General features: G+C 40.4%; 15 protein-coding genes and 1 other RNA gene. 13 read left to right on the top strand and 3 right to left on the bottom strand.

All coding sequences use genetic code 11. The features are described 5' to 3' along the window. The first annotated feature begins 4 nt into the window (after positions 1 to 4). From AB4140_RS08345 to AB4140_RS08365, 5 genes are read left to right on the top strand one after another with little or no spacing between them, the layout of a single operon-like run. Positions 5 to 778 carry a TSUP family transporter gene (locus AB4140_RS08345; RefSeq protein ID WP_102436086.1) on the top strand — a complete coding sequence of 258 codons (774 nt, stop codon included), beginning with the start codon at positions 5 to 7 and terminating at the stop codon, positions 776 to 778. Further along, entirely contained in the window at positions 775 to 1,440 is a 666-nt protein-coding gene (locus tag AB4140_RS08350) for a primosomal replication protein (protein WP_102436088.1), read from the top strand. Before AB4140_RS08345 ends, AB4140_RS08350 begins: the two co-directional genes overlap by 4 nt. Before the next feature lie 9 nt (positions 1,441 to 1,449). Next, entirely contained in the window at positions 1,450 to 2,178 is a 729-nt protein-coding gene (locus AB4140_RS08355) for a DUF2057 domain-containing protein (RefSeq protein ID WP_102476368.1), read from the top strand. Continuing rightward, a complete protein-coding gene (locus AB4140_RS08360; protein ID WP_372000541.1) occupies positions 2,178 to 3,083 on the top strand; it encodes a histone deacetylase in 906 nt (301 codons plus the stop codon). The genes AB4140_RS08355 and AB4140_RS08360 overlap by 1 nt, the downstream gene beginning before the upstream one ends. Positions 3,084 to 3,138: 55 nt before the next feature. Further along, entirely contained in the window at positions 3,139 to 3,462 is a 324-nt protein-coding gene (locus tag AB4140_RS08365) for a late competence development ComFB family protein (RefSeq protein ID WP_102436094.1), read from the top strand. 134 nt (positions 3,463 to 3,596) lie between these two features. On the opposite strand, the gene ffs is transcribed toward AB4140_RS08365, so the two are convergent. After that, positions 3,597 to 3,693: signal recognition particle sRNA small type (gene ffs / locus AB4140_RS08370), an RNA gene on the bottom strand. A gap of 814 nt (positions 3,694 to 4,507) precedes the next feature. On the opposite strand from ffs, the gene AB4140_RS08375 reads away from it, so the two are divergent. The 8 genes from AB4140_RS08375 (at position 4,508) to AB4140_RS08410 (ending at position 17,461) form a co-directional block, all read left to right on the top strand. Next, a complete protein-coding gene (locus AB4140_RS08375; protein ID WP_372000543.1) occupies positions 4,508 to 6,595 on the top strand; it encodes an OmcA/MtrC family decaheme c-type cytochrome in 2,088 nt (695 codons plus the stop codon). A 272-nt stretch (positions 6,596 to 6,867) separates the two neighbouring features. Then, the gene (locus tag AB4140_RS08380) at positions 6,868 to 8,883 is read left to right on the top strand and encodes an OmcA/MtrC family decaheme c-type cytochrome (RefSeq protein WP_372000545.1); all 2,016 of its coding nucleotides are present in this window, start codon (positions 6,868 to 6,870) and stop codon (positions 8,881 to 8,883) included. Positions 8,884 to 8,965: 82 nt separating this feature from the next. Beyond that, the gene (locus AB4140_RS08385) at positions 8,966 to 9,955 is read left to right on the top strand and encodes a DmsE family decaheme c-type cytochrome (RefSeq protein WP_303445679.1); all 990 of its coding nucleotides are present in this window, start codon (positions 8,966 to 8,968) and stop codon (positions 9,953 to 9,955) included. A gap of 12 nt (positions 9,956 to 9,967) precedes the next feature. Beyond that, positions 9,968 to 12,055 carry an MtrB/PioB family decaheme-associated outer membrane protein gene (locus AB4140_RS08390; RefSeq protein ID WP_372000547.1) on the top strand — a complete coding sequence of 696 codons (2,088 nt, stop codon included), beginning with the start codon at positions 9,968 to 9,970 and terminating at the stop codon, positions 12,053 to 12,055. 206 nt (positions 12,056 to 12,261) lie between these two features. Further along, positions 12,262 to 12,837, top strand: coding sequence for a hypothetical protein (locus AB4140_RS08395; RefSeq protein ID WP_372000549.1), 576 nt, complete (start codon positions 12,262 to 12,264; stop codon positions 12,835 to 12,837). A 284-nt stretch (positions 12,838 to 13,121) separates the two neighbouring features. Next, positions 13,122 to 14,282: a glycerate kinase gene (locus AB4140_RS08400; RefSeq protein WP_372000550.1), complete on the top strand. Its 1,161-nt coding sequence runs from the start codon at positions 13,122 to 13,124 to the stop codon at positions 14,280 to 14,282. Positions 14,283 to 14,414: 132 nt separating this feature from the next. Then, the gene (panP, locus tag AB4140_RS08405; protein ID WP_372000552.1) at positions 14,415 to 16,064 is read left to right on the top strand and encodes a pyridoxal-dependent aspartate 1-decarboxylase PanP; all 1,650 of its coding nucleotides are present in this window, start codon (positions 14,415 to 14,417) and stop codon (positions 16,062 to 16,064) included. Positions 16,065 to 16,819: 755 nt separating this feature from the next. After that, on the top strand, positions 16,820 to 17,461 hold the full coding sequence (locus AB4140_RS08410) for a LuxR C-terminal-related transcriptional regulator (protein WP_372000554.1): 642 nt from the start codon (positions 16,820 to 16,822) through the stop codon (positions 17,459 to 17,461). A gap of 178 nt (positions 17,462 to 17,639) precedes the next feature. Here the strand turns inward: AB4140_RS08410 and AB4140_RS08415 are convergent, their stop codons facing one another. Both AB4140_RS08415 and AB4140_RS08420 read right to left on the bottom strand, forming a co-directional pair. After that, complete coding sequence (locus AB4140_RS08415) at positions 17,640 to 18,584, bottom strand: hypothetical protein (protein WP_303501628.1); 945 nt, start codon at positions 18,582 to 18,584, stop codon at positions 17,640 to 17,642. A gap of 38 nt (positions 18,585 to 18,622) precedes the next feature. Then, positions 18,623 to 21,097: a fimbria/pilus outer membrane usher protein gene (locus AB4140_RS08420; RefSeq protein WP_372000556.1), complete on the bottom strand. Its 2,475-nt coding sequence runs from the start codon at positions 21,095 to 21,097 to the stop codon at positions 18,623 to 18,625. Positions 21,098 to 21,102 lie beyond the last annotated feature (5 nt).

Below are 21,102 nucleotides of genomic sequence, written 5' to 3' on the forward strand. Positions count from 1 at the left end.
TTTTTTGGAATTTTTGTTAGACCCTAGTCATTGGGTCATTCTGGCGATAATTGGTGTTGTTGCAGGTTTTATAGATGCCGTTGTTGGCGGTGGCGGTTTGCTTTCTATCCCTGCACTGCTAACGATGGGCGTTCCACCCCATTTAGCATTGGGTACCAATAAGCTCGCAGCCTGTTTCGGCTCTATTACTGCAGGTTATACCTACTACAAACAACAACTCATTAAACCTTCCTTCTGGCGGGCTGCATTTTTGACGACCTTTATAGGTGCCATCATCGGCAGTTTTTTAGTTTATTTTATTGATGCTGCTTGGCTCGAAAAAATCTTACCGCTGATCATTATCGGGATTGCAATCTACACCCTTATAAGTCCCAAAGCGATGGGCGAAACTATCATCAATCAACCCACCGGGTTGCCATCTCAAAACAAACAAATAGTGCAAGGAATGACCTTAGGTGCTTATGATGGTTTTGCAGGCCCCGGTATTGGCGCATTTTGGACAGTATCCAGCATCAGGCTGCATAAGCTGCCATTATTAAACAGCTGCGCCTTAGCAAGGCTAATGACCTCAGTGAGTAATGTTACCGCATTAGTCATTTTTGCCTTATTAGGCGAAGTGGATTGGATATTAGGTTTGTGGATCGGTGTTTGTATGATGGCGGGATCATTTATTGGGGCTAAATCTGCTATAAGATTTGGTATTCCCTTTATCAAACCGCTATTTATCATTACTGTATTATCCATTGCAGCACATTTAGCTTGGACGGCTTGGCTATGAGAAACACCAACCAACTCATTTACCAATTAAAACAGCAGCTCAGTTCATTAGAACAAGATGCCTTACATCACGATCAGCAATTACCTGCGCAACAAAAGAAAATGCTGCAAGATATTGAACGATTTAATTCACAATTATTTATTCAACAAGGTGCCCAATTAAGCCCTTGTATTGCCCAATTAAAAAAAGACATTCAGCAATTAGAAAAGCAACTTTCTTTCAAACTTGATGTCAGAATCATTGAGCTTAGCTGCCAGCGCATTCAAGATCGCTTTACCGCATTAAGACGAGCCTTAGTGACCACCAACCTGAATGTGAATACTGAAAAGCAAAAACGTGACAATAGCCGTGCACGCTATGCAAAAAAACAACAGCAACAACATTCAGACAGTGGCTTTGGCTGGATAGCCAGTAATGTAATGAAAAACAGCCACCAAATTTATCAAGAGCTGAACAAACATTTGAATTGGGCTACAACCTTTGAACAAAAAATAGCAGAAATGGAATCTGCACTTGCAAACTGTCATAGTACTGACAAAATCAGATTACAAAATGAAATTCTCTCTCTACATCGACGCTTAGGAAAATGTCGTCAAGCAATTAGTTATATAGAGGAAAGAATCCAGATGTTTGAACGACCTAATAGAAATTTAAATCGTTAAGGAGCAACAATGAATTTTACCCGAACGCTAAGTGCCACTTTACTTGCTTTAGCTACATCAACATCAGCTTTAGCGGCAAATTTAACCATTCCAATGTCGTTTGAGTATTTAGCATTGGATGGCAAAGAAATTGATACCAATAAGTTTACCCATAAATCAGATCTAGACCTTAGTAATGGCTCCCATAAAATAGCCATCCGTTACCACGATATGATTGAAGATGACTTCAGCGATAGCCAAAGCTTTATAAAATCAGCGCCTTTTATTGTCACTATTATAGTCGATGGCGATCATGAGTATTTTCTTAAGCCCGCAGACGGAGAATTTGTAAAACGCCCTAAAAGCTTTGCTAAAGATCCCCAAGTGATTATCTCACGCCAAGATAATGGCAAAGTCGATTACACAATTACCCAAACCGATTTTGAAGAAGGTTCATTTTTAGGCGGGTTATTTGGCAGTAATAAAGGTGATGATATTGACGCATTAGCAGCTTCTGCAACCAGTAGCAATGTCGCTCCAGCCGCAGTAAACACTGCAACTGCCACAACAGCGGCCGTGACCTCGACCGCAGTAGTTGCTAGCACACCTGTGACTCAAACTGCGACAGCTTCCGCAACGACATCGGCTGTAACAGATAAAGCGGCAACTCATCCTGAGCAAATGCTGCAATATTGGTGGTTACAAGCTGATGAGCAAACACGCAAAGAGTTCATGAGTTGGGCTATTAAACAGCTTTAATGACTATTCCACTCGTTTATCACGCCAGCTACTCCAAGCTGGCGTTACCTAAAAAGCATCGGTTTCCTACCAGTAAATATCAACGTTTACAGCAATATTTACTTGAACAAGGTCTCGCTATCCCGCAAGATTTTCATCAGCCAAGCCCCATAGATATTGAAGTGTTAAAACAAACCCATCAAAATGACTATGTTGATGGCTTTATCAATAACACCCTTACTAATAAAGTGCTGCGCCGTATCGGTTTTCCTTGGAGCGAATCACTGGTTAACCGCACCCTTCACGCGGTCAATGGCACAGTGCTAAGCGCTAATTTGGCAATTGACCATGGTATTGCCCTACATTTAAGTGGTGGCTATCATCATGCTCATTATGACTTTGGCAGTGGTTTCTGTGTCTTTAACGATTTAATGATTGCAGCCAAGCAAATGCTTATTAAGCAAAAAGCCACGAAAGTGCTTATTATCGATTGTGACGTACATCAAGGCGATGGCACTGCGGCATTGTCTCAAACCCAAGACAACATAATAACTTGCTCGCTTCATTGCCAAAAAAACTTCCCATTTAGAAAGCAACGCTCCCATCACGATATAGAATTTGATAAACACACTCTCGACGATGAATACTTATCGGTTATCAAACAAGTGATCCCATACCTTATAAGCATCCATCAGCCAGACCTTATCCTTTACGATGCCGGCGTTGATATTCACCAAGATGATGATTTAGGCTATTTAGACATATCAACCAAAGGCATATTGGCCCGAGATACATTTATTTTACAGCAAGCTAAGCAGGCAGAAATCCCGATTGCAGCGGTGATCGGAGGCGGTTACAGCCGCAACGAGCAAGCACTAACTCAAAGACATAGCCAACTTTTTATTGCAGCCAAGGCAATCTGGTAGCACACTAATGATAATCAGATAAACAAGTTAAATTTCATTCTATAGGGAGTCAAGGATGCAAGTTGATATTCGTAATTACTATGAAGTGCTTTTAATGGAAATATTAAGAGACGAAGGCTTACTCGAAGAGCTACCAGAGGAGTATTTAGCTGATTTATGCTGCGTTACCTTAAATCAACTTCCAGTTCGCTACATAAGACACCTCGTTGATACTTATTTTTTTGAAGATTATGCAGAACTGCAACAGATGAAAAACGAGATCCATAGCGCACTTGAAAAGTCACGACAGTTTTTAAAAGCCAACCTTCATAAAAAGTTAGTGGAAGATGCAGAAAGCGCAGCTAAAGAGCCTGCTATCAAGAAAATGCCAAACATCTAATGCGCAAAAATTTTAAATGGCTAGGTTGGTTTACTAAAGAAACACTCAACATAAACGCTGATAAAAAACGTTATTTTAAGTAAAGTAAGGTGTTTAGAGAGTTTTTGAATGAAATACTAGGAGTATTGGAGGTTCCCCTAGAGCCACACCCCGGCACACGAGTCACTTGCTGCGGTTGCTCCCTTCCAGGCCTGGCCGAGTTCACAAGTTATCATTGCGGGGGGACCCTAAGGTCACCATTGATTTCTAATTAAGCAAATAAGGTTAAATATCTAATTATCTTAAACATCTAAAATTAGTCCTGCTTAACGAGAACAACAGGATTATCCACTAAGCACTGACCATGTTCAAGTTAAATTCGCTCACTTTTATCAACAAAGCGCTCGACTGCACAAGCTTTACTCGATCCCGGTTAAATTAGCTCATTATTTAACTGATTTAAGTATACAGCACCTGCAAAGTGCCAATTCAATTCGAGCTTACCAATACACAACACAATATACAGCAACTTGTCAGCTAAAATTAACAGCCAAAACCTCGCACTCAGCAAAATTATTTGACCAAGTGATAATGCACATCAACCACAATAAGATCACGATCACACTTTTAACCAAAATCAGTCTTTAATCATCAAAAAACACACAATTTGCTCAGGTTTTAACCCATCTTTCACAAAAATCACTTATTATTAGTAATGGCAATTTTAGCAATCTATTTAGTAGTGAATAATACATTACCAAAATCATTGCAGACATTAGGGCTTACTGAAATTGGATACCAAACTGGGTTTTTGGCGTCAATCAACAAAAAACACCCACAGAGAGCAACTACTGATTATCGGCAGTTTAACAACTTAAAAACAACGAGTTGTAAATTGCAGTATTTAGAAGTACTCCTTTCGGAATAGTAAGATCTTAATCACGGTGGCGACGTAGACAAGTGGTTAAAATAGTACAGCTTATTTCGAATAAGTTTGGATAGTATCCATACGCTTGATTTTATGATGAAGGATCAAGTGAAAATAAATCTCTTGCAGGGAAAAATGATGAATAAATTTAATTTAAATACGACTGCTAAAGCGGTATTCAGTGCGGGGCTATTAGCTTTTGCATTGACTGGCTGTGGCAGTGACGGAAGTGATGGTAAAGACGGTGAAGATGGAGTAGTCGGCAAACCGATTGGTTCTGTTTCATCGCTAACAAGCACTATTACTTCAGCTAGCGTTGATGAAAACAACTTCTTATCTGTAGACTTCAAATTATCAGATCCGAATGGTGTAGCCGTAACTGGTTTGACAATAGCTGACGTAGCAACCATCACTTTTGGTCGTGTGGGAACAGCTGATGAAATTGGTGAGGATGAAATTGTTAATCCAAGCCCAGATAGACAAATTTGGTTAAGCTACTTCAATAAAGACAAAGGTGACGGTTATTTCACAGGTTCTAGTTCTTATTCTGGAAACGTTGATTGTACTGACTGTTTTATCGATAACAAAGATGGTAGCTATTCTGTCACTCTCGATAAAGCCATCGATACCCTAGATAAATATGATTATGTTGCTGATACAACTAATGGTGTTTACATGTCTATTAAGACAAGTAACAACCAGTCAATGACTCTCGTCAATAACAGCTTCTTTTATTGGATTCCAGCAACTGATGTTGCTGCTGAAAAACCGTTACAAATTTTGGCAAACTCTGATTGTCAAACATGTCATAGAGCCGGCCAAGATGGTGAGCTTGCTATGCATGGCAGTAAGCACGTAACGGAAGAAGCTTGTTCTTTCTGTCATACCGATTACAACAGTTACATTAAAGAAGACAAAGATGCTGACGGCAATGTAATTGGTGAAGCGTACGAGTTTGATGGCTCTATTAAAGGTATGGTTCATAGTATTCATACTACGGCTAACTTCTCGGATGAGGGTGTTTATCCTCAAATGACGTCAAACTGTTTGACTTGTCATAATCCAAATGAAGACTTCAACTTAACCGATAGCTGGAAAGCTGATGTTGATGCCACTGCATGTTGGAGCTGTCACACCCCTGGCCCAGCAGCAGAAGCGGCAGGCGTTCCAATGGCTCACAGAGCAGGTCAGAACTGTATTAGTTGTCATACTGATGAATCATTTGCACGTGGTGCATCTGAAGCACATTACGCTTTAAACAGCAATCACCTAGGTGCGACTATATCTGTTAAATTTAACAGCATTAACGTTGCTACAGATGGTTCACAAATCACTACAAACTTCACTGCTATGAATGGTGAAGAGTTAGTGGCTTTGGCACAGTTATCTTCTAAAAGCTCTATTGCGATTAATGGTGTAACTGATAATGACTTCCTAGTTACTAGTCAAAAAACATCCGAGTTCACAGAACAAGCAGATGGCTCTATCTCATCAACATTTAACGCAACAGATATTGATATCACAACGTTAATTGATGCTGATGCAACAATTGCTTTAAGCAGCCAGTTACAAGTTTGTTCTTACAGAGGCGTTATTGCTGATTGTGATGAAAACAATGATGAACAAGGTGAAGGTTATATCTCTTCAAATACCTTCTACTTTGAGCAAGATGGAAGCGTTGTTGAAGAGTCTCCACGTAAACAACATGCAGAAATGACAGATTGCCAGCAATGTCACACAACAGAAATCCACCATAGATACTCAAACGACATTGATGGTTGTGCAACTTGTCACAATGGAACCCGAGTAAATCGTTCTGGAATGACATCAAACCTTGCTTATGTAGCGCATAGTAAGCATTACGTTAATGACGCTGGCGGTGACTTATTCTTTAAGAAAACAGAATGTCAAGCGTGTCACGGTGATGACGGTTTCTCTATTCAAAACATCAAGCCAACAGATACTCCTGTCGCATTTGGCACAGATGATGTAGGCCAACTTTTAGTGTCGCCACAAACCGCAGCATGTTTGAGCTGTCACAATTATGGCTTAAATGAGGCTACAATCGGTCACATCGAAACCAATGGCGGTGTTGTGGGTAGTATTGACCAGGTTGGTGTACCTGCAGCTGATTATGATGTGCTTTATGAAGGTAAAGAGCAATGCTCAACTTGTCATAAAGATACGCAAATTTTAGAAGCTCACTCTAACTGGGGTGGTAATTAATATTTGCTAAAATAAAAAAGAGTCGCACCTGTGCGGCTCTTTTTATTTAAAAAATATTAAAATTGATTTTTCACAAAATATGTACCTATTTATAAATAGACTGATCCGCTTCACAGTCTCAGTCGACATATAAAGATTTTTCTCTAATTGTGGATTAATCTTATATTAATGAATTTAAAATCCAAAAAAGCTAAATTGACTCAATAGACTAAGTATCTATGTAGCGCAAAAGCTAAGTCAAAATTAGCAATGTCTTATTGATGCAGGGACAAATGATGAACAAGAAAAATTCCAAATTAGCACTAATGCTCGTAGCAAGTGCAGTAAGCGTGGCCTTAAGCGGCTGTGGCAGTGACGGAGATGATGGCAAGCCTGGTATCCCAGGCCTTCCAGGCGGTGAACCAGCTGAAACGATTGCACAACTTAATCTTGATGTCACTAAGGTGACTTATGAAGATGGTATGCCTATCGTTGAAGTATTCGCAACCAACGAAGAAGATTTAGTTGTTGTTGGTTTAAAAGATATTTCAATTAAAAATTCTGCACAGTTAATCCCAGCCGGAGCCACTGGCGCCGGTAATAGTGCTAATTGGCAGAAGCTAGGTTCTACATCGACTTTTGTGGATAACAAAAATGGTAGTTACGAATTTACCTTCGACAGCTTTGACACTGACACATTTAATGCTGATTTAACCCAACGTTTCAACGTTGTATCAAAAGCCTCTACCCTACTTGACGGCGTAACGCCCGTTCCGGTAAGTGAAATCGTTGCTGATTTTGATGGCGAAGGCTATGAAGCTAAATATACTAAAAATATTGTTTCACATGAAGTCTGTACAGCTTGTCATGCTGAAGGTGAAACTATTTACCATCAAGCAACGACAGCAGAAACCTGTATTACTTGTCATACCCAAGAGTGGGCTGACGGTCGTGGTAAACCTGAAGTTGCCTTTGCTCACTTAGTGCATAACGTTCACAACTCAAACAAAGCTTGGGGCCATAATGATAATACCGCCGAAACAGCTCACGCCATAGTTCAAGATAATTGCCAATCATGTCACGTAGAATCAGAAAAGTTACCTGAATGGGGTAACTGGACACGTATTCCAACCATGGAAACTTGTTCGAGTTGTCACACTGGCATCGACTTCGAAGCAGGCCAAGGTCACCCACAACAGTCTGATAATTCAAACTGTATCGCATGTCACAATGCCAGCTGGACTGAAGAAATTCATACTGGTGGTTTTGTAGAGAAGAAAGCCTTTATCGATATGTATGGCATGAATTCAACCCTGACTGTTAATGAAGATAAATCAGCGACGATTTCTGTTTCTATTACTGATGCGTCAGGCGTAGCAATGGATGTAACGGATTTAGTCAGTAAAATCCAACGTCTTGAAACTATTACCAATGTAGGCCCTAACTTCCCTGTAATGGGTTATACAAATAGTCCAGGTACAGACTTAGCTAAAGTTGCTGAGGATTTAGTGAGCATTGGTGAGTTAAAAGATGGTGTAACAATTGTCGATGGCAACTTTGAATACACAATCCCTTCTTTACCATTTGGTGTTTATTCACCTGCTGGCATTCAAGATACAGATACAGCATTCAGTTTTATTGGTTTAGAAATGTGTAACGATGGTACTGCTGCTGTTGCGTGTGGTGATGATGTCATGACTACTAGCATGAAAGCAGACATGACTTTTGGTACTTTCTCAGGCGAAGCACCTAGCATGCGTCACACTGACTCTGTAGCATTTAATACTTGCGAAAACTGTCACGGTGAAACTTTCGAGATTCATAAAGGCAATCATGCAGGTTTCGTAATGACCGAACAGTTAGGTCGAGAGAATGCTGACGGTGAAGTTATCGTAGGTGTTGATGCATGTGTGGCTTGTCATACGCCAGATGGAACTAGTTGGAGTCCAGTGGGCGCATTTGAGTTAAAACTACATGCTCGCCATAATGATGAAGGTATCATCACAGATTGTGCTCAGTGCCATAACGACTTTAATCTTGATGCATTCAAGTTAAAAGGTGCCATTGCATCAAGTAATGCACCTAGTGAAGAGTACACTACACCTATAGCTGCAACATGTATTTCATGCCACAGCTTAGATTCTGATGACGATATTAGCATCCTGAAGAAACATAGCATCGAGTTTTTAGAAAACTCAGGTTCTATCATTGAAGGTGATTATGTTGAAGCGAATCAAGCTGCGCAGTCAGAAACCTGTTTATTCTGTCACGCACCTACTATTTTCGATCACACCGCGGTGAAGATGTAATTTACCCTTAAGGGAGAAGCTTGCTTCTCCCTTAGATTACATAAATCACATCAACATCATGGATAGATTGGGAAGCCTCACTATGAAAATCAAAATGAAATTAAACACTTTAATCCCGACATTTATGGCAGTTGTTTTGCTATCGCTTGGGATGTCTCACTCGGCTTATGCGTCGAAGTGGGATGCAAAAATGACACCTGACGAAGTTGAAGCCGTACTTGATAAAAAGTTCGAAGAAGGTAGTTATTCACCTAAAGGCGCTGACTCATGCTTAATGTGTCATAAGCGTTCAGAAAAAGTAATGGATATCTTTAAAGGTGTTCATGGCGCAATTGACTCATCAAAAAGCCCAATGGCTGGCCTTCAATGTGAAGCGTGTCATGGCCCAATGGGTAAGCATAACCGTGGTGGTAATGAGCCAATGATTGCTTTTGGCCCTAACTCAACCTTAGCACCTGAAAAGCAAAACAGTGTTTGTATGGGCTGTCACTTAGACGACAAGCGTATGTCTTGGAACACTAGCCATCATGATAATGCTGATGTTGCTTGTGCATCTTGTCATAATGTTCATACTGCAAATGACCCTATTTTGTCTAAAAAGACTGAAATGGAAGTCTGTACTAGTTGTCATGTTAAAGTTAAAACCGACATGAACAAACGCTCAAGTCATCCAATGAAGTTTGACCAAATGACCTGTAGTGATTGTCACAACCCACATGGCAGCATGGCTGATTCAGATCTTGTTAAACCAAGTGTCAATGAAACATGTTACTCATGTCATGCTGAAAAACGTGGTCCAAAACTTTGGGAACACGCACCAGTGACAGAAAACTGTGTAAGTTGTCATAACCCACATGGTTCAGTTAACGAAGGAATGCTAAAAACTCGTGCTCCTCAGCTATGTCAGCAATGTCATGCCAGCGATGGTCATGCTAGCAATGCTTACTTAGGCAACACAGGAATGGGTTCTAATGTTGGTGATAATGCCTTTACTGGTGGCCGCAGTTGTTTAAATTGTCATAGCCAAGTACATGGTTCAAACCACCCTTCTGGCAAATTACTTCAGCGTTAAGGATGTACGACTATGAAATTTAAACTGAACTTAATCACCTTAGCGCTAGTAGCCAATGCAGGTTTTGCAATGGCCGCTGATGGCTACGGTGTCGGTAATGCCAATACAGACAAAGTCAAATATGACAAGTGGGTTTGTAAAGGTTGTGCTGTAGAAACTGGCGTAACCGGTAGTGTGGGTGTAGGCGTTGCGTATAACAGCGAAGATGATATTCACTCTGCCAATGCATTTGGCAGCAGCAACGAGTTTGCTCCCAAAGTTGATGCTGATATTAACTATATTGGTAAATCGGGCTACCGCGCTAAAGTTGAAGCCACCGATTTAGGGTTAGACAATGGCCGTTTAGATGTGAATGTTGGCAAATTAGGCCAATATAACTTCAACCTTAATTATCGCTCAATTGCTACTTATAGATCTAATACCGTGATGTCTCCATACAGTGGTATTGGTGGTAACGATTTAACCTTGCCTGACGGCTGGGTGACAGCAGGTACGACTGACGGTATGACTGAGCTTGGTAACAGCTTAAACCCGTTTGAATTATCACTTAAACGTGAACGTGCAGGTTTAGGGTTTGAATATCAAACTGAGTCACTATTCACTACTTATGTGAATTATCAACGTGAAGAAAAAACCGGCACCAAAACGGCATCGGGTAGCTTTTTCAATCAATCTATGATGATTGCAGAGCCTGTTGATTACACCACTGATACCATCAATGCGGGTATTAAATTTAGAGGCGCTAACTGGTTCACTAGCCTTAACTATGACGGTTCTATCTTTAAAAATGATAATGCCCAGTTAAGCTATGACAATGCCTTTAACCCAACGTTTGGTGGCCAAACCCGTGGTTATATGTCATTAGACCCTGACAACGAATCACATATTGTGTCGTTATTAGGTCAATACAATGAAAATGGCGCAGCTATCAGTGGCCGTTTGATGTTTGGTCAAATGACTCAAGATCAAGATTTAGTCACCTCAGGCTATGGTTACAGCGTACCAACGGAATCAATTGATGCCAAAGTTGATATCACCGGCTTAACGTTAAAAGCAGCTAAGCGTATCAACCGTGAAGTTCGTGTTACTGGTAGCTACGACTACTCAGATCGCGACAACAACACCAACATCGAAGAGTGGACTCAAATCAGCATCAATGATGTCAACGGTCAAGTGGCTTATAACACGCCATACGATCAAACGACTCATAGAGCTAAGATTGCTGCAGATTACCGCATTACTCGCGGAATGAAGCTTGATGCAGGAGTTGATTATAACCGTGATGAGCGTAGTTATTCAGAGCGTGAAGTCACTGAAGAAAGCACAGTTTGGGCCCGTTACCGTTTAAACAGTTTTGATAAATGGGACATGTGGGTTAAAGGTAGCTTTGGCAGCCGTGATGGTTCTGATTACCAAGCGTCTGAGTGGACCTCTTCAGAAAATAACGACTTATTACGCAAGTACTACATTGCTGATCGTGACCGTAGTATGGTTGAAGCGCGAGTGAGCTATAGCCCTCTCGAAGCATTAGCCATCGATTTTGGCGCGCGTTACGCACTTGATGATTATACAGACACTGAAATTGGCCTAACTGAGTCGAAAGACACCAGTTACGATATCAATTTCAACTACATGTTTAATAAAGATGTGATGCTAAATGCATTTTATAATTATCAAATCATTGAGTCACAACAAGCGGGTAGTAGCACATTCTCAGGTCCAACTTGGGAAGCGGATATCGAAGATACTATCGATGTTGTCGGTGCAAATTTAAGTTACAACAACTTAATGGATAGCCGTTTACGTTTAGGTTTAGATTACACCTATTCAGAATCTGACAGTACGACTCAAGTTCGCCAAAATGTTACTGGCAACTACGGTGACTACTTTGCTAAAGTGCACAACGTCAATTTATATGGTCAATACCAAGCCACTGACAAAATGGCTGTCCGTTTAGACTACAAAATTGAAAAGTACTTAGATAATGATGCAGCCAATGATATCCAACCAGATACCATTTGGAATGTAATGAGTTTTGGCAGTAATAGCCATGACTACACTGCACATATGATTATGTTAAGTGTAAATTACAAATTATAAAACTAAGTAAAAAATACCAGCCTGCTATCGCAATATAGCAGGCTTTTTTTTGCGATAAATTTAACGTTTTGTGCAGTAACTATCAATAAACTACAAATAATCTGCTATTCCTAAATTAACAAAAGCTATTACTGCAATAGTCGATTAAAATTCACTATCTAGCACCACTATCTTTGATTTTACACAGTAGAAATAGCCAAATTATTATGCAAAAAACATCAATTATTCTGCTTAGCTCACTGGTTGCATCTCCGGCATTTGCCGCTAGTTCAACCACGATGACCAATAACAGCATTCTTATCTTCATTGGTTTAATGGCCTTTACTTGCGTTAATGCTATAGCGCAAGCTAGCTGCTATTTTGCAGGTTTATACGTGCAAAAAAGCGTTAGCCAAAAGCATGTCACACTGAGCTTAGTGTTTCCGTTAATTGCACTCATTGGCTTTATTGCCGAGTATCAGTCTTTAGCACAGTTTATTTTATATTTGGGCGCTGTGTTATTGGGCTTTGGTGCGGCGTTAGTGCCACTGTTGTTAACCAATAAAAAAGTACCATGCATGCAATCAGCGTTAATACTACTAACAGGGGCTATTATTATTTTGCCTTTAAGTATTATTATTGCGCCAATTAGCTTATTTTCTATTGTGTTGTGTCATTTAGCCCTAAAACAAACAGCCGTAGCACCTATTGCGAAGCTATCTATCATTTTGACGCTATTAACCAGTTACGGTTTATTCGCCTATTGGTTATTTCAAATATTTAACAAAATCACCCTAGCCTAACCTTCACCTACGCTTTGGTGGTTTTCAGCTGAATTACCTATTTATGGGCATTCATTATTCGATGAATGCCCATTTTCATTTTTACTCCTGGCCTAAGTCCTATCCCCAAGTCCTGCCCCTATCAAAGCCAGCTTTATGGCTAATATCCACTTATCCAATAGCAATAATAAAATTTTTCAATAGCTGCTTCGTTTTAAACATTTATCAAACATGCATTTACTGCTAATTTATTCATAACCACACGCTTATATTTCAATCAGCAAATGACTAAAGGGAAGCGAACGATGAAAATTGTTATTGCACCAGACTCCTTCAAAGAAAGCCTCAGCGCCTTAGGTGTTGCCAATGCCATTGAAGCAGGCTTTAAGCGAGTATTTCCTGATGCTCAGTATTGTAAGGTGCCTATGGCCGATGGTGGCGAAGGTACGGTGCAGGCTATGGTTGATGCAACCCAAGGGGAAATTATCAGCTTGCAAGTCACAGGCCCCGAAGGCACTCCTGTAAACGCTCATTACGGCATCATTAATCAAGATGCTCAAACTGCGACCGCTGTGATTGAGATGGCCGCAGCATCTGGCCTAGATTACGTGGAACGTGCTAACCGTAACCCTATGCTAATGACAAGTTATGGCACGGGTGAACTAATAAAAGACGCTTTAGACCGAGGTATAAAACATATTATTTTAGGTTTAGGTGGCAGTGCGACAAACGATGCCGGTGCAGGTATGGCCCAGGCGTTAGGTTTTACCTTACTTACAGCACAAAATAAGCCTATTTGTTATGGCGCCTTGGGGTTAACCGAGCTTGCAAAAATTGATAACACATCAGCTCACCCGTTACTGGCGCGATGTAAAATTGAGGTGGCCTGTGATGTAGATAATCCGCTATGCGGCCCTAATGGCGCATCCGCTGTTTTTGGTCCTCAAAAAGGCGCTGATGAGCAGATGGTTACAGAACTTGATGCTGCATTAGCTCACTTTGCCAAGGTGGTTTGTGCAACTCATTCACTTACAACGACAACTGAGCTCGCTGAGTTTCCTGGCGCAGGCGCGGCCGGCGGTATGGGCTATGGGGTGATGACACTACTCAATGCCAAGCTAAAGCCGGGGGTCGATATCGTCATTGACACGGTGAAGCTTGCAGATGCTATCGCTGACGCCGATCTCGTCATCACAGGTGAAGGACGCATGGACAGCCAGACATTAGGCGGTAAAACCCCAATGGGTGTGCTGCAACAAGGTATACATCAAGACGTACCTGTCATTGGCATTGCTGGCTGCTTTGGTGATGGCGCCGAGCTTATTTTAGAAAAAGGCATGACAGCGATATTTCCTATTATTCCGTCATTAGCACCACTGGATGATATTCTGGCTAACGCCCATGACAACCTGGCGAATACTGCGCAGAATATCGCCGCAATTTATCAGTTGTCGCTGAGTAAATAGTCAGTTTGAGTTAAAAACTTGCTGCGAAATAATCCTTGCAGTAAAGTTAGCCCTCATAATGGCCATGAAAGCGCTTATATCAATATATTTAGCACATTATTGGCCCAAGAATAAAAATGATGGCACCAGTTAATGACCAAACACGACCGCATAGCACAAGCATCAGAGGCAAGTCTTCTGCGTATTTTTACCGTACCTGAAGACGCCGACTCAACCTTAAGCATTATCGAGCAGAAACTTTCTGAAGACTTAGCGGGCTTTTTAGGTAAGAGTATTGCTGCATTAGAAAAGCCATTATCACTTATTGAAACTGACTTTAAAGCGTTTCAAATTCCTGATTCGCCTCGTTTTGTATCTGATTATACTGACGAAATAATGCAAAATCTGGTAGCACACTCGGTGCATACCTCGGCGCCGAGCTTCATCGGTCATATGACATCAGCGCTGCCCTACTTTGTTTTACCCTTATCTAAAATGATGGTGGGCTTGAATCAGAACTTAGTCAAAATCGAAACATCTAAAGCATTCACTCCATTAGAGCGCCAAGTGCTGGGGATGATGCACCACTTAATTTACAGCCAAGACACTGACTTTTATGAGCAATGGATGCACAGCGCTAACTACTCCCTTGGCGCATTTTGCTCTGGTGGCACGGTGGCCAATATCACCGCATTATGGATAGCACGAAACCAGTTACTAAAAGCTGATGGTAATTTTAAAGGCATTAACCGTGAAGGATTACCTAAAGCACTGAAACACTATGGATATGACGATTTAGCCATCTTAGTGTCTGAGCGCGGCCATTACTCAATTGGTAAAACCGCTGACTTACTGGGTATTGGTCGAGACAACATCATCAGTATCCCCACCACTGCGGACAATAAAGTCGATGTAGCGGCCATGCGTCAAACCGCATTAAAGCTCGCCGATGACAATATTAAGGTAATGGCCATTGTCGGTGTTGCTGGCACCACCGAAACCGGTAATATCGACCCACTAGTTGAACTGTCAAAACTCGCCACTGAACTCCAATGCCACTTTCATGTTGATGCAGCTTGGGGCGGGGCCAGTTTACTGTCGAACAAATACCGCTATTTACTCGATGGCATTGAATTAGCCGACTCGGTCACTATTGATGCCCATAAACAAATGTACGTGCCTATGGGTGCGGGCATGGTGTTATTTAAAGACCCAGAGCTTGCACATGCCATTGCTCATCATGCCGAGTATATTTTGCGAGTAGGCTCTAAAGATTTAGGTAGTCAAACCCTCGAAGGCTCACGACCTGGCATGGCAATGCTAGTGCATGCTTGTTTACAGATCATCGGTGGTGACGGTTATGAGATTTTAATCAACAACGGTCTAGAAATGGCCCGTTATTTCGCATCGCACATTGCTGCAGATGAAAATTTTGAGCTCATCACAGAGCCTGAATTATGTATTTTGACCTACCGTTACGTGCCTAAGACTGTTCAACTAACAATTGATAAAGCATTAGCTAATGATGATATAAATACTGTAGAGCGCTGTAATTACCTGCTTGACCGCTTAACCCGCTTTATTCAAAAGCACCAACGTGAACAAGGTAAATCATTTGTCTCACGCACCAGAATAAAACCGGCTAAATACCACCGTGAAATCGTCACCGTATTTAGGGTCGTATTAGCAAACCCGCTTACTACCCATGAAATTTTACATGATGTGTTAAGTGAGCAAGCCGAGATTGCCAAATTAGATAATGAATTTTTACCGCAGTTATTATCAATAGTAAAAGCCTACTGATTAAGCTTGCTTTATTCTTAGACGCTCAAAAATAAGCCCACAATCAAGTGGGCTTATTTATACAAGTTATTTATTCTCCAAAACACTTAACTGCTTGCACTACAGCCGTAGTGGCGCTGAATACCAATTCGGGTCATAGCGGTCACATCTAACTCAATATACCTTCTAGGTTTTATCCACTAATAGACTCTTGTGGTGTAATGGCTATCAAAATTAACATAAACAACTTCCACATTATCAAACTATCACCTCGCTGAGTACATCTTGCGCTCATGATTGACAGCTTCGGGCACCAAGCAACATTAAACTTAATGATAAAACAATCAGCTAACGTTTAATCACTAAAAATAACCGACTGCTCATGCTCATCCGCCGTCACTGAGTATGCACTCATAGACAGAAGCAAAAGCATCATTATTTTTAAGCTGCGAACCAACAAGATTAATATCCTTACTAATAAAGTGTGATTTATTGTAACGCTAAATGAACAGTTACACATTCACTATCAATTAAGACACGATAATTTCTCAAAACATTATTCAATAATAAGCAATAAAATCATGATGATACACTAGCATTGACAATTATTTAACTTGATAAGATTTTTAAGAGTAGAAATTAACAACCTATCTATATCAGGTCATCATTTTTCAAAATATGGCAGAAATAGACCATGTGTGCTAATTTAAATGGTAGATTCGGAGTTAGATATGATCCTCTAATACACCACGGTGATGAAAAGGAAATGATTCATTATGTTTAAACAAACTCTATTTTTAGTCATGAAGTTGTCTATTCAGAGTCGAGCTATTTCTGATTTTCTAAAAACAAATTTAGGTTGTGAGACCCTATTCATTAGCAGTGAAAGAGATCTATCTCACCTCGAAAACACATCAAATCCATTATTACTTGTTGATGTCGCTGACTTACCGAATATTGATGAAAGTTGTTGGGATAGCTTATTTAATGAAGATATTAACCAAGTGCATACCGTTTTACTGAATACTGCTCAAAACTTCAAAAAGCGAGATTTACTCGATTGGCCAAATTGTTGCGGTGTTTTCCCCAAATCATGCTCACTGGATTTATTGGAGCGTGGAATGCGAAAAATTCTCGCGGGTGAATGTTGGTTACCAAGAACAATGATGAGCGAGTTACTGCAACACTACCGAAAGGATGAACTCCCTCCAGAACAACAACCCGTCTCTCTCACTCGCCGTGAGCGTGATGTACTGAAATTACTCACCACCTGCAACTCCAACATTGATATTGCTAACGCACTATTTGTGAGTGAACACACGGTTAAATCTCATCTTTATAAGGTATTCAAGAAAACTGAGGTTAAAAACCGTATCCAAGCGGTGAATTGGGCAAAGGTTCATCTACATACAATATAAAAAATCCTCCAATGAAATAAAATTGTAGAGAGTAATTTTAGCGTTATTTGTTTCAATTGAGTCATCTTCTTTTCTATAGCTGAAATCTGTTTTAGCTGCTGATAAAACAGATTTAAAAAATAGTGACTTACTGATCCCCTCCGCCAAAGAGCGATGTTATTTAATAAGCAGCTTTAGATTAAAAACCTCCGAGGCCTAATGCACTGATATCGATATGAATCTCATCTTCATACACACCACCAGGCCTATTTTCTGTTTCACCTATTTGAATCGTCATAGGAATTCTTTGACCGTTAGGGTTTTGCGGTGCATTAACAATTAGTTGATTACCTGCTTCCGAAAAATCAATCACACTGCCAGCAACACTGAATTCGTAGTCAACATCCCAGCGTACATGCTTACTTTGGTGTCTTAACTTACCTTGATTATCTGAACGGAAACTAATTTCATAGCCTGTAGTACTACGAATATACAAGTTAGGATCGATGTTTACCTTTTTACCTGTTGTTAATCGCCCAAGGTCTAATGGGTAAAGCCTTTGAGATAAGCCGTAAAAGCTAATGCTCGCAACAGGTGGAATACGAGATGAAATTAATTGGTTACGTTCATCTAGAACTATCGATGATTGTTCTGGGCTTGGGATGAGTTGAACGATTAATTGATTTGAATAATCCCCAGCAGCTCCAAATTGTTGTGACGGGAATCGTAATTGAAATCGAAAAGTAGATTGGTTAGGTGATACCTCTGCAAACCAGTGTCTATTTTGAATAAAACTGCCGGAAGTTTGAAGGTATGGCGTAAATGATAATAAATTGCCACCTTGACCTGTAAGTTCATACCCTTGCTGGACAGTTGAAATCATTAAACTCAAGGAGCAATCTTCATTGAGGTCACTAAAATTTACTTTCACCTCATAAGACTGCACTAAACCAAAAGTACTTGTCGCAAACACATCATATTGATTTTGAACTCCTGAACTCATTAAATTGACACTTTGCACTCGAGCGTCACAAGCAGCAAAAGCGCTAATAGTAAATAAACTAGAACCGATAATTATAGCGATCAGACAGAAAACCTTCTTAAGTTTTGTCTTAATCAACTTGATAGAGTTAGTCTGAGTCATATGTCCTCCTAGGAGATGAGTGTGTTATACATCTCGTGTTAATCAACATAAATCTTACCTAAGCGAAGTAATGCACCACTTTCATCGCTAATAATAAGCTCGTATGTACCTACTGATTCGCTATTTAGCTTGAGTAAATAGGTGCCAGGTTTTAGGCCGCTAATCGCAAATCGTCCGCTGCGATTAGTAAAAAAGTCTAATGCTTCAAAGTTTCTATCTGTTTGAGATATCGCTTTACCCGCTAATAAACTAACAGGTTCACCCGTTTTGTTATCAAAAATTGACCCCATAGCCGTGATAATTGCATCAGAGCCCACCTTTAGTGAGTAACCTTGTCTATATCCAGGATTGAGCGCGAACACCCCTTCACCTAAATCGTAACCAGGAGGTAAATCTGTTACATCATAGGAAATTAATTGCTCATTATATGCGACAAGATCTGGAACGACCATTGCACCTACACCGTCACTATGCACTCTCGCCCCTTCATCTGACATATCCACATCAATACGATTATTTGCTAAGTTAGCGTGCGGTTGAATAATGGCAAAACTATCTCCGACAGGTCTACCTAAAGCAAATTGAGAACCCGAAAACACTAATGCTGATGAAAGTTCTGCTCGGCTAAAATGACTACTTTGCTTATTCGTAAAGTCGGTAAACCGGCTAGTATGTTGAAGGTTGGCTTGATACCGATTAGCAGAGTAATCAATACCCGCTTCTAGGTTAGCATCTGTATCACTGGTTCGCTGTGCACCGATAAACATATTGACCCCACCTGTTTTTCCGATGCCGTTAAGATAACTATATTCCGTTTTTAAATCTTCTAAGTCACTGCTATAACTACTCACCACGCGAGATGAACCAAACGGCCAACTTAGAGTAAGTAATGCATTAAATTCGTTACTTTCATCCTGATTATCTTTGTGTGTTAACCGAACACTCCAAGTGGCTGAGGTATCAAATAGATCACCAGAAAGTGCTGGGCTAATAGTCCAATAATCACCTTCCTTTTGATATACATCAATATAGTTAAAGGTTAGGCTAACTCGCAAAGCCTGAGTGATTGATCGGCTATAACGGCTGGTGAAAAAATGTTTGTTAATATTTAAAGAAGAAAGTAAATCTATAGGGTTAAAAACCGAATCATCAGATCTTTGAAACAAATCATCGACTCGAGTAAATGACTGAGAAAAATATTCATAAAAAAAACTGAGTTGAGAATTATCAGGGCCATCTTCGAAACTGACATCAAGCCCTAAACTGGCAGCCGCTCCTTCGCCAACTAAATCTTGGTTACTATAAGCAAGGTTTAAATCAAACACACCTAATCCTGTAGCAAACAAACTCCGTTGCCCCAGTTGGTAGATTTTAGGTGCCGCCTGCATGTTTACGCCTAATGTTAGTGATGGCGTGAGACCGTACTCCAACATACCATCGACAACAAATGCATCGCGGTCGTATTTAAGCTTGTCTTCAACTAAATCACTCGTCACTCCTGAACTAAATGCATATTCAAATTCTCCAGGTTTTAGCAGATCCATACCCGTGGCAATACTAAAATTTATTCGTTCTTGACGTCCATTACGATCGGTTATCAATAACTCAACATCACTAACGCCTTCGGCTAAAGGAATATCCTCAAGATTATAAGAACCCGCACCAAGGCTGAGCCTTTTTACTACCACCCCATCGATTAAAACATCAACTTCAGATGTTCGTTCTAAAGTGAATTGACGTGCAGCCGTTGGCCTAACATTTCTGGTTGGAATAAGTGAAAAGTCACGAGAAATCCCTAATCCAAGAAAATCAATACCAGACTGAAAACCACTGGGGCGACTATAAAAATCCCCCAAAACCATACGAGTACCCTGGCTAGGAAAGTCAATATTAAGACGCGTACCTTGGCGAGAGTACTCTCCAGATTGACCATCTAAATGATTGTAAACCGCCTCATACTCCAAAACGGCATTTCGGTAATTAAGCCCAGTTTCAAGAAGGTGGTTATAATCGAGAAAATTTTGGCTATCATCACTAATATTCGAAGTATTGGTAGCAGACAAGTGGAGATTTACATAACCATTCAATGATGACGCTTCTATATATCGACGGGTATTTTTGCTGGGAGCAAACGATAGGCCGCTAATTTTAAGCGCCTCAATAGGTGCTTGCATTATTAGTTCAAAAGTTGACATGTCAAAAGTCAAACTAAGCCCAGCCTTTGAAAAGTCAGCTTGGTTTAATACATCATCATGCTGAAATGTCGATAATAGCTCAAGCGTTTCCGGTACAAGGGTGTCAGCCAACAACGCCAAAGTTGATGTGGCTGGCAGTTCAATTTTTTGATCTGCTGTTATCGTTAATTCAACATCACCAATTAGACTGTCTTGTAATCGAAATAAACTTTGTAGATTAATATCCCGTCCAGTGGTGTTTAATATTACGTCCTCAGCCATGAGTGAAAAAGAGAGTAATAAGCACATTAGGAGCAATCGTTGAATTAATTTGCTCATAAAAT

Source organism: Shewanella sp. 10N.286.51.B2 (assembly GCF_041469265.1).
Lineage (GTDB): Bacteria > Pseudomonadota > Gammaproteobacteria > Enterobacterales > Shewanellaceae > Shewanella.

Coding starts and splice junctions, on each gene's coding strand:
- AB4140_RS08350 (WP_102436088.1), top strand. CDS start 775: ATGAGAAACACCAACCAACTCATTTACCAATTAAAACAGCAGCTCAGT.
- AB4140_RS08355 (WP_102476368.1), top strand. CDS start 1,450: ATGAATTTTACCCGAACGCTAAGTGCCACTTTACTTGCTTTAGCTACA.
- AB4140_RS08360 (WP_372000541.1), top strand. CDS start 2,178: ATGACTATTCCACTCGTTTATCACGCCAGCTACTCCAAGCTGGCGTTA.
- AB4140_RS08365 (WP_102436094.1), top strand. CDS start 3,139: ATGCAAGTTGATATTCGTAATTACTATGAAGTGCTTTTAATGGAAATA.
- AB4140_RS08375 (WP_372000543.1), top strand. CDS start 4,508: ATGAATAAATTTAATTTAAATACGACTGCTAAAGCGGTATTCAGTGCG.
- AB4140_RS08380 (WP_372000545.1), top strand. CDS start 6,868: ATGATGAACAAGAAAAATTCCAAATTAGCACTAATGCTCGTAGCAAGT.
- AB4140_RS08385 (WP_303445679.1), top strand. CDS start 8,966: ATGAAAATCAAAATGAAATTAAACACTTTAATCCCGACATTTATGGCA.
- AB4140_RS08390 (WP_372000547.1), top strand. CDS start 9,968: ATGAAATTTAAACTGAACTTAATCACCTTAGCGCTAGTAGCCAATGCA.
- AB4140_RS08395 (WP_372000549.1), top strand. CDS start 12,262: ATGCAAAAAACATCAATTATTCTGCTTAGCTCACTGGTTGCATCTCCG.
- AB4140_RS08400 (WP_372000550.1), top strand. CDS start 13,122: ATGAAAATTGTTATTGCACCAGACTCCTTCAAAGAAAGCCTCAGCGCC.
- panP (WP_372000552.1), top strand. CDS start 14,415: ATGACCAAACACGACCGCATAGCACAAGCATCAGAGGCAAGTCTTCTG.
- AB4140_RS08410 (WP_372000554.1), top strand. CDS start 16,820: ATGTTTAAACAAACTCTATTTTTAGTCATGAAGTTGTCTATTCAGAGT.
- AB4140_RS08415 (WP_303501628.1), bottom strand. CDS start 18,584: ATGACTCAGACTAACTCTATCAAGTTGATTAAGACAAAACTTAAGAAG.
- AB4140_RS08420 (WP_372000556.1), bottom strand. CDS start 21,097: ATGAGCAAATTAATTCAACGATTGCTCCTAATGTGCTTATTACTCTCT.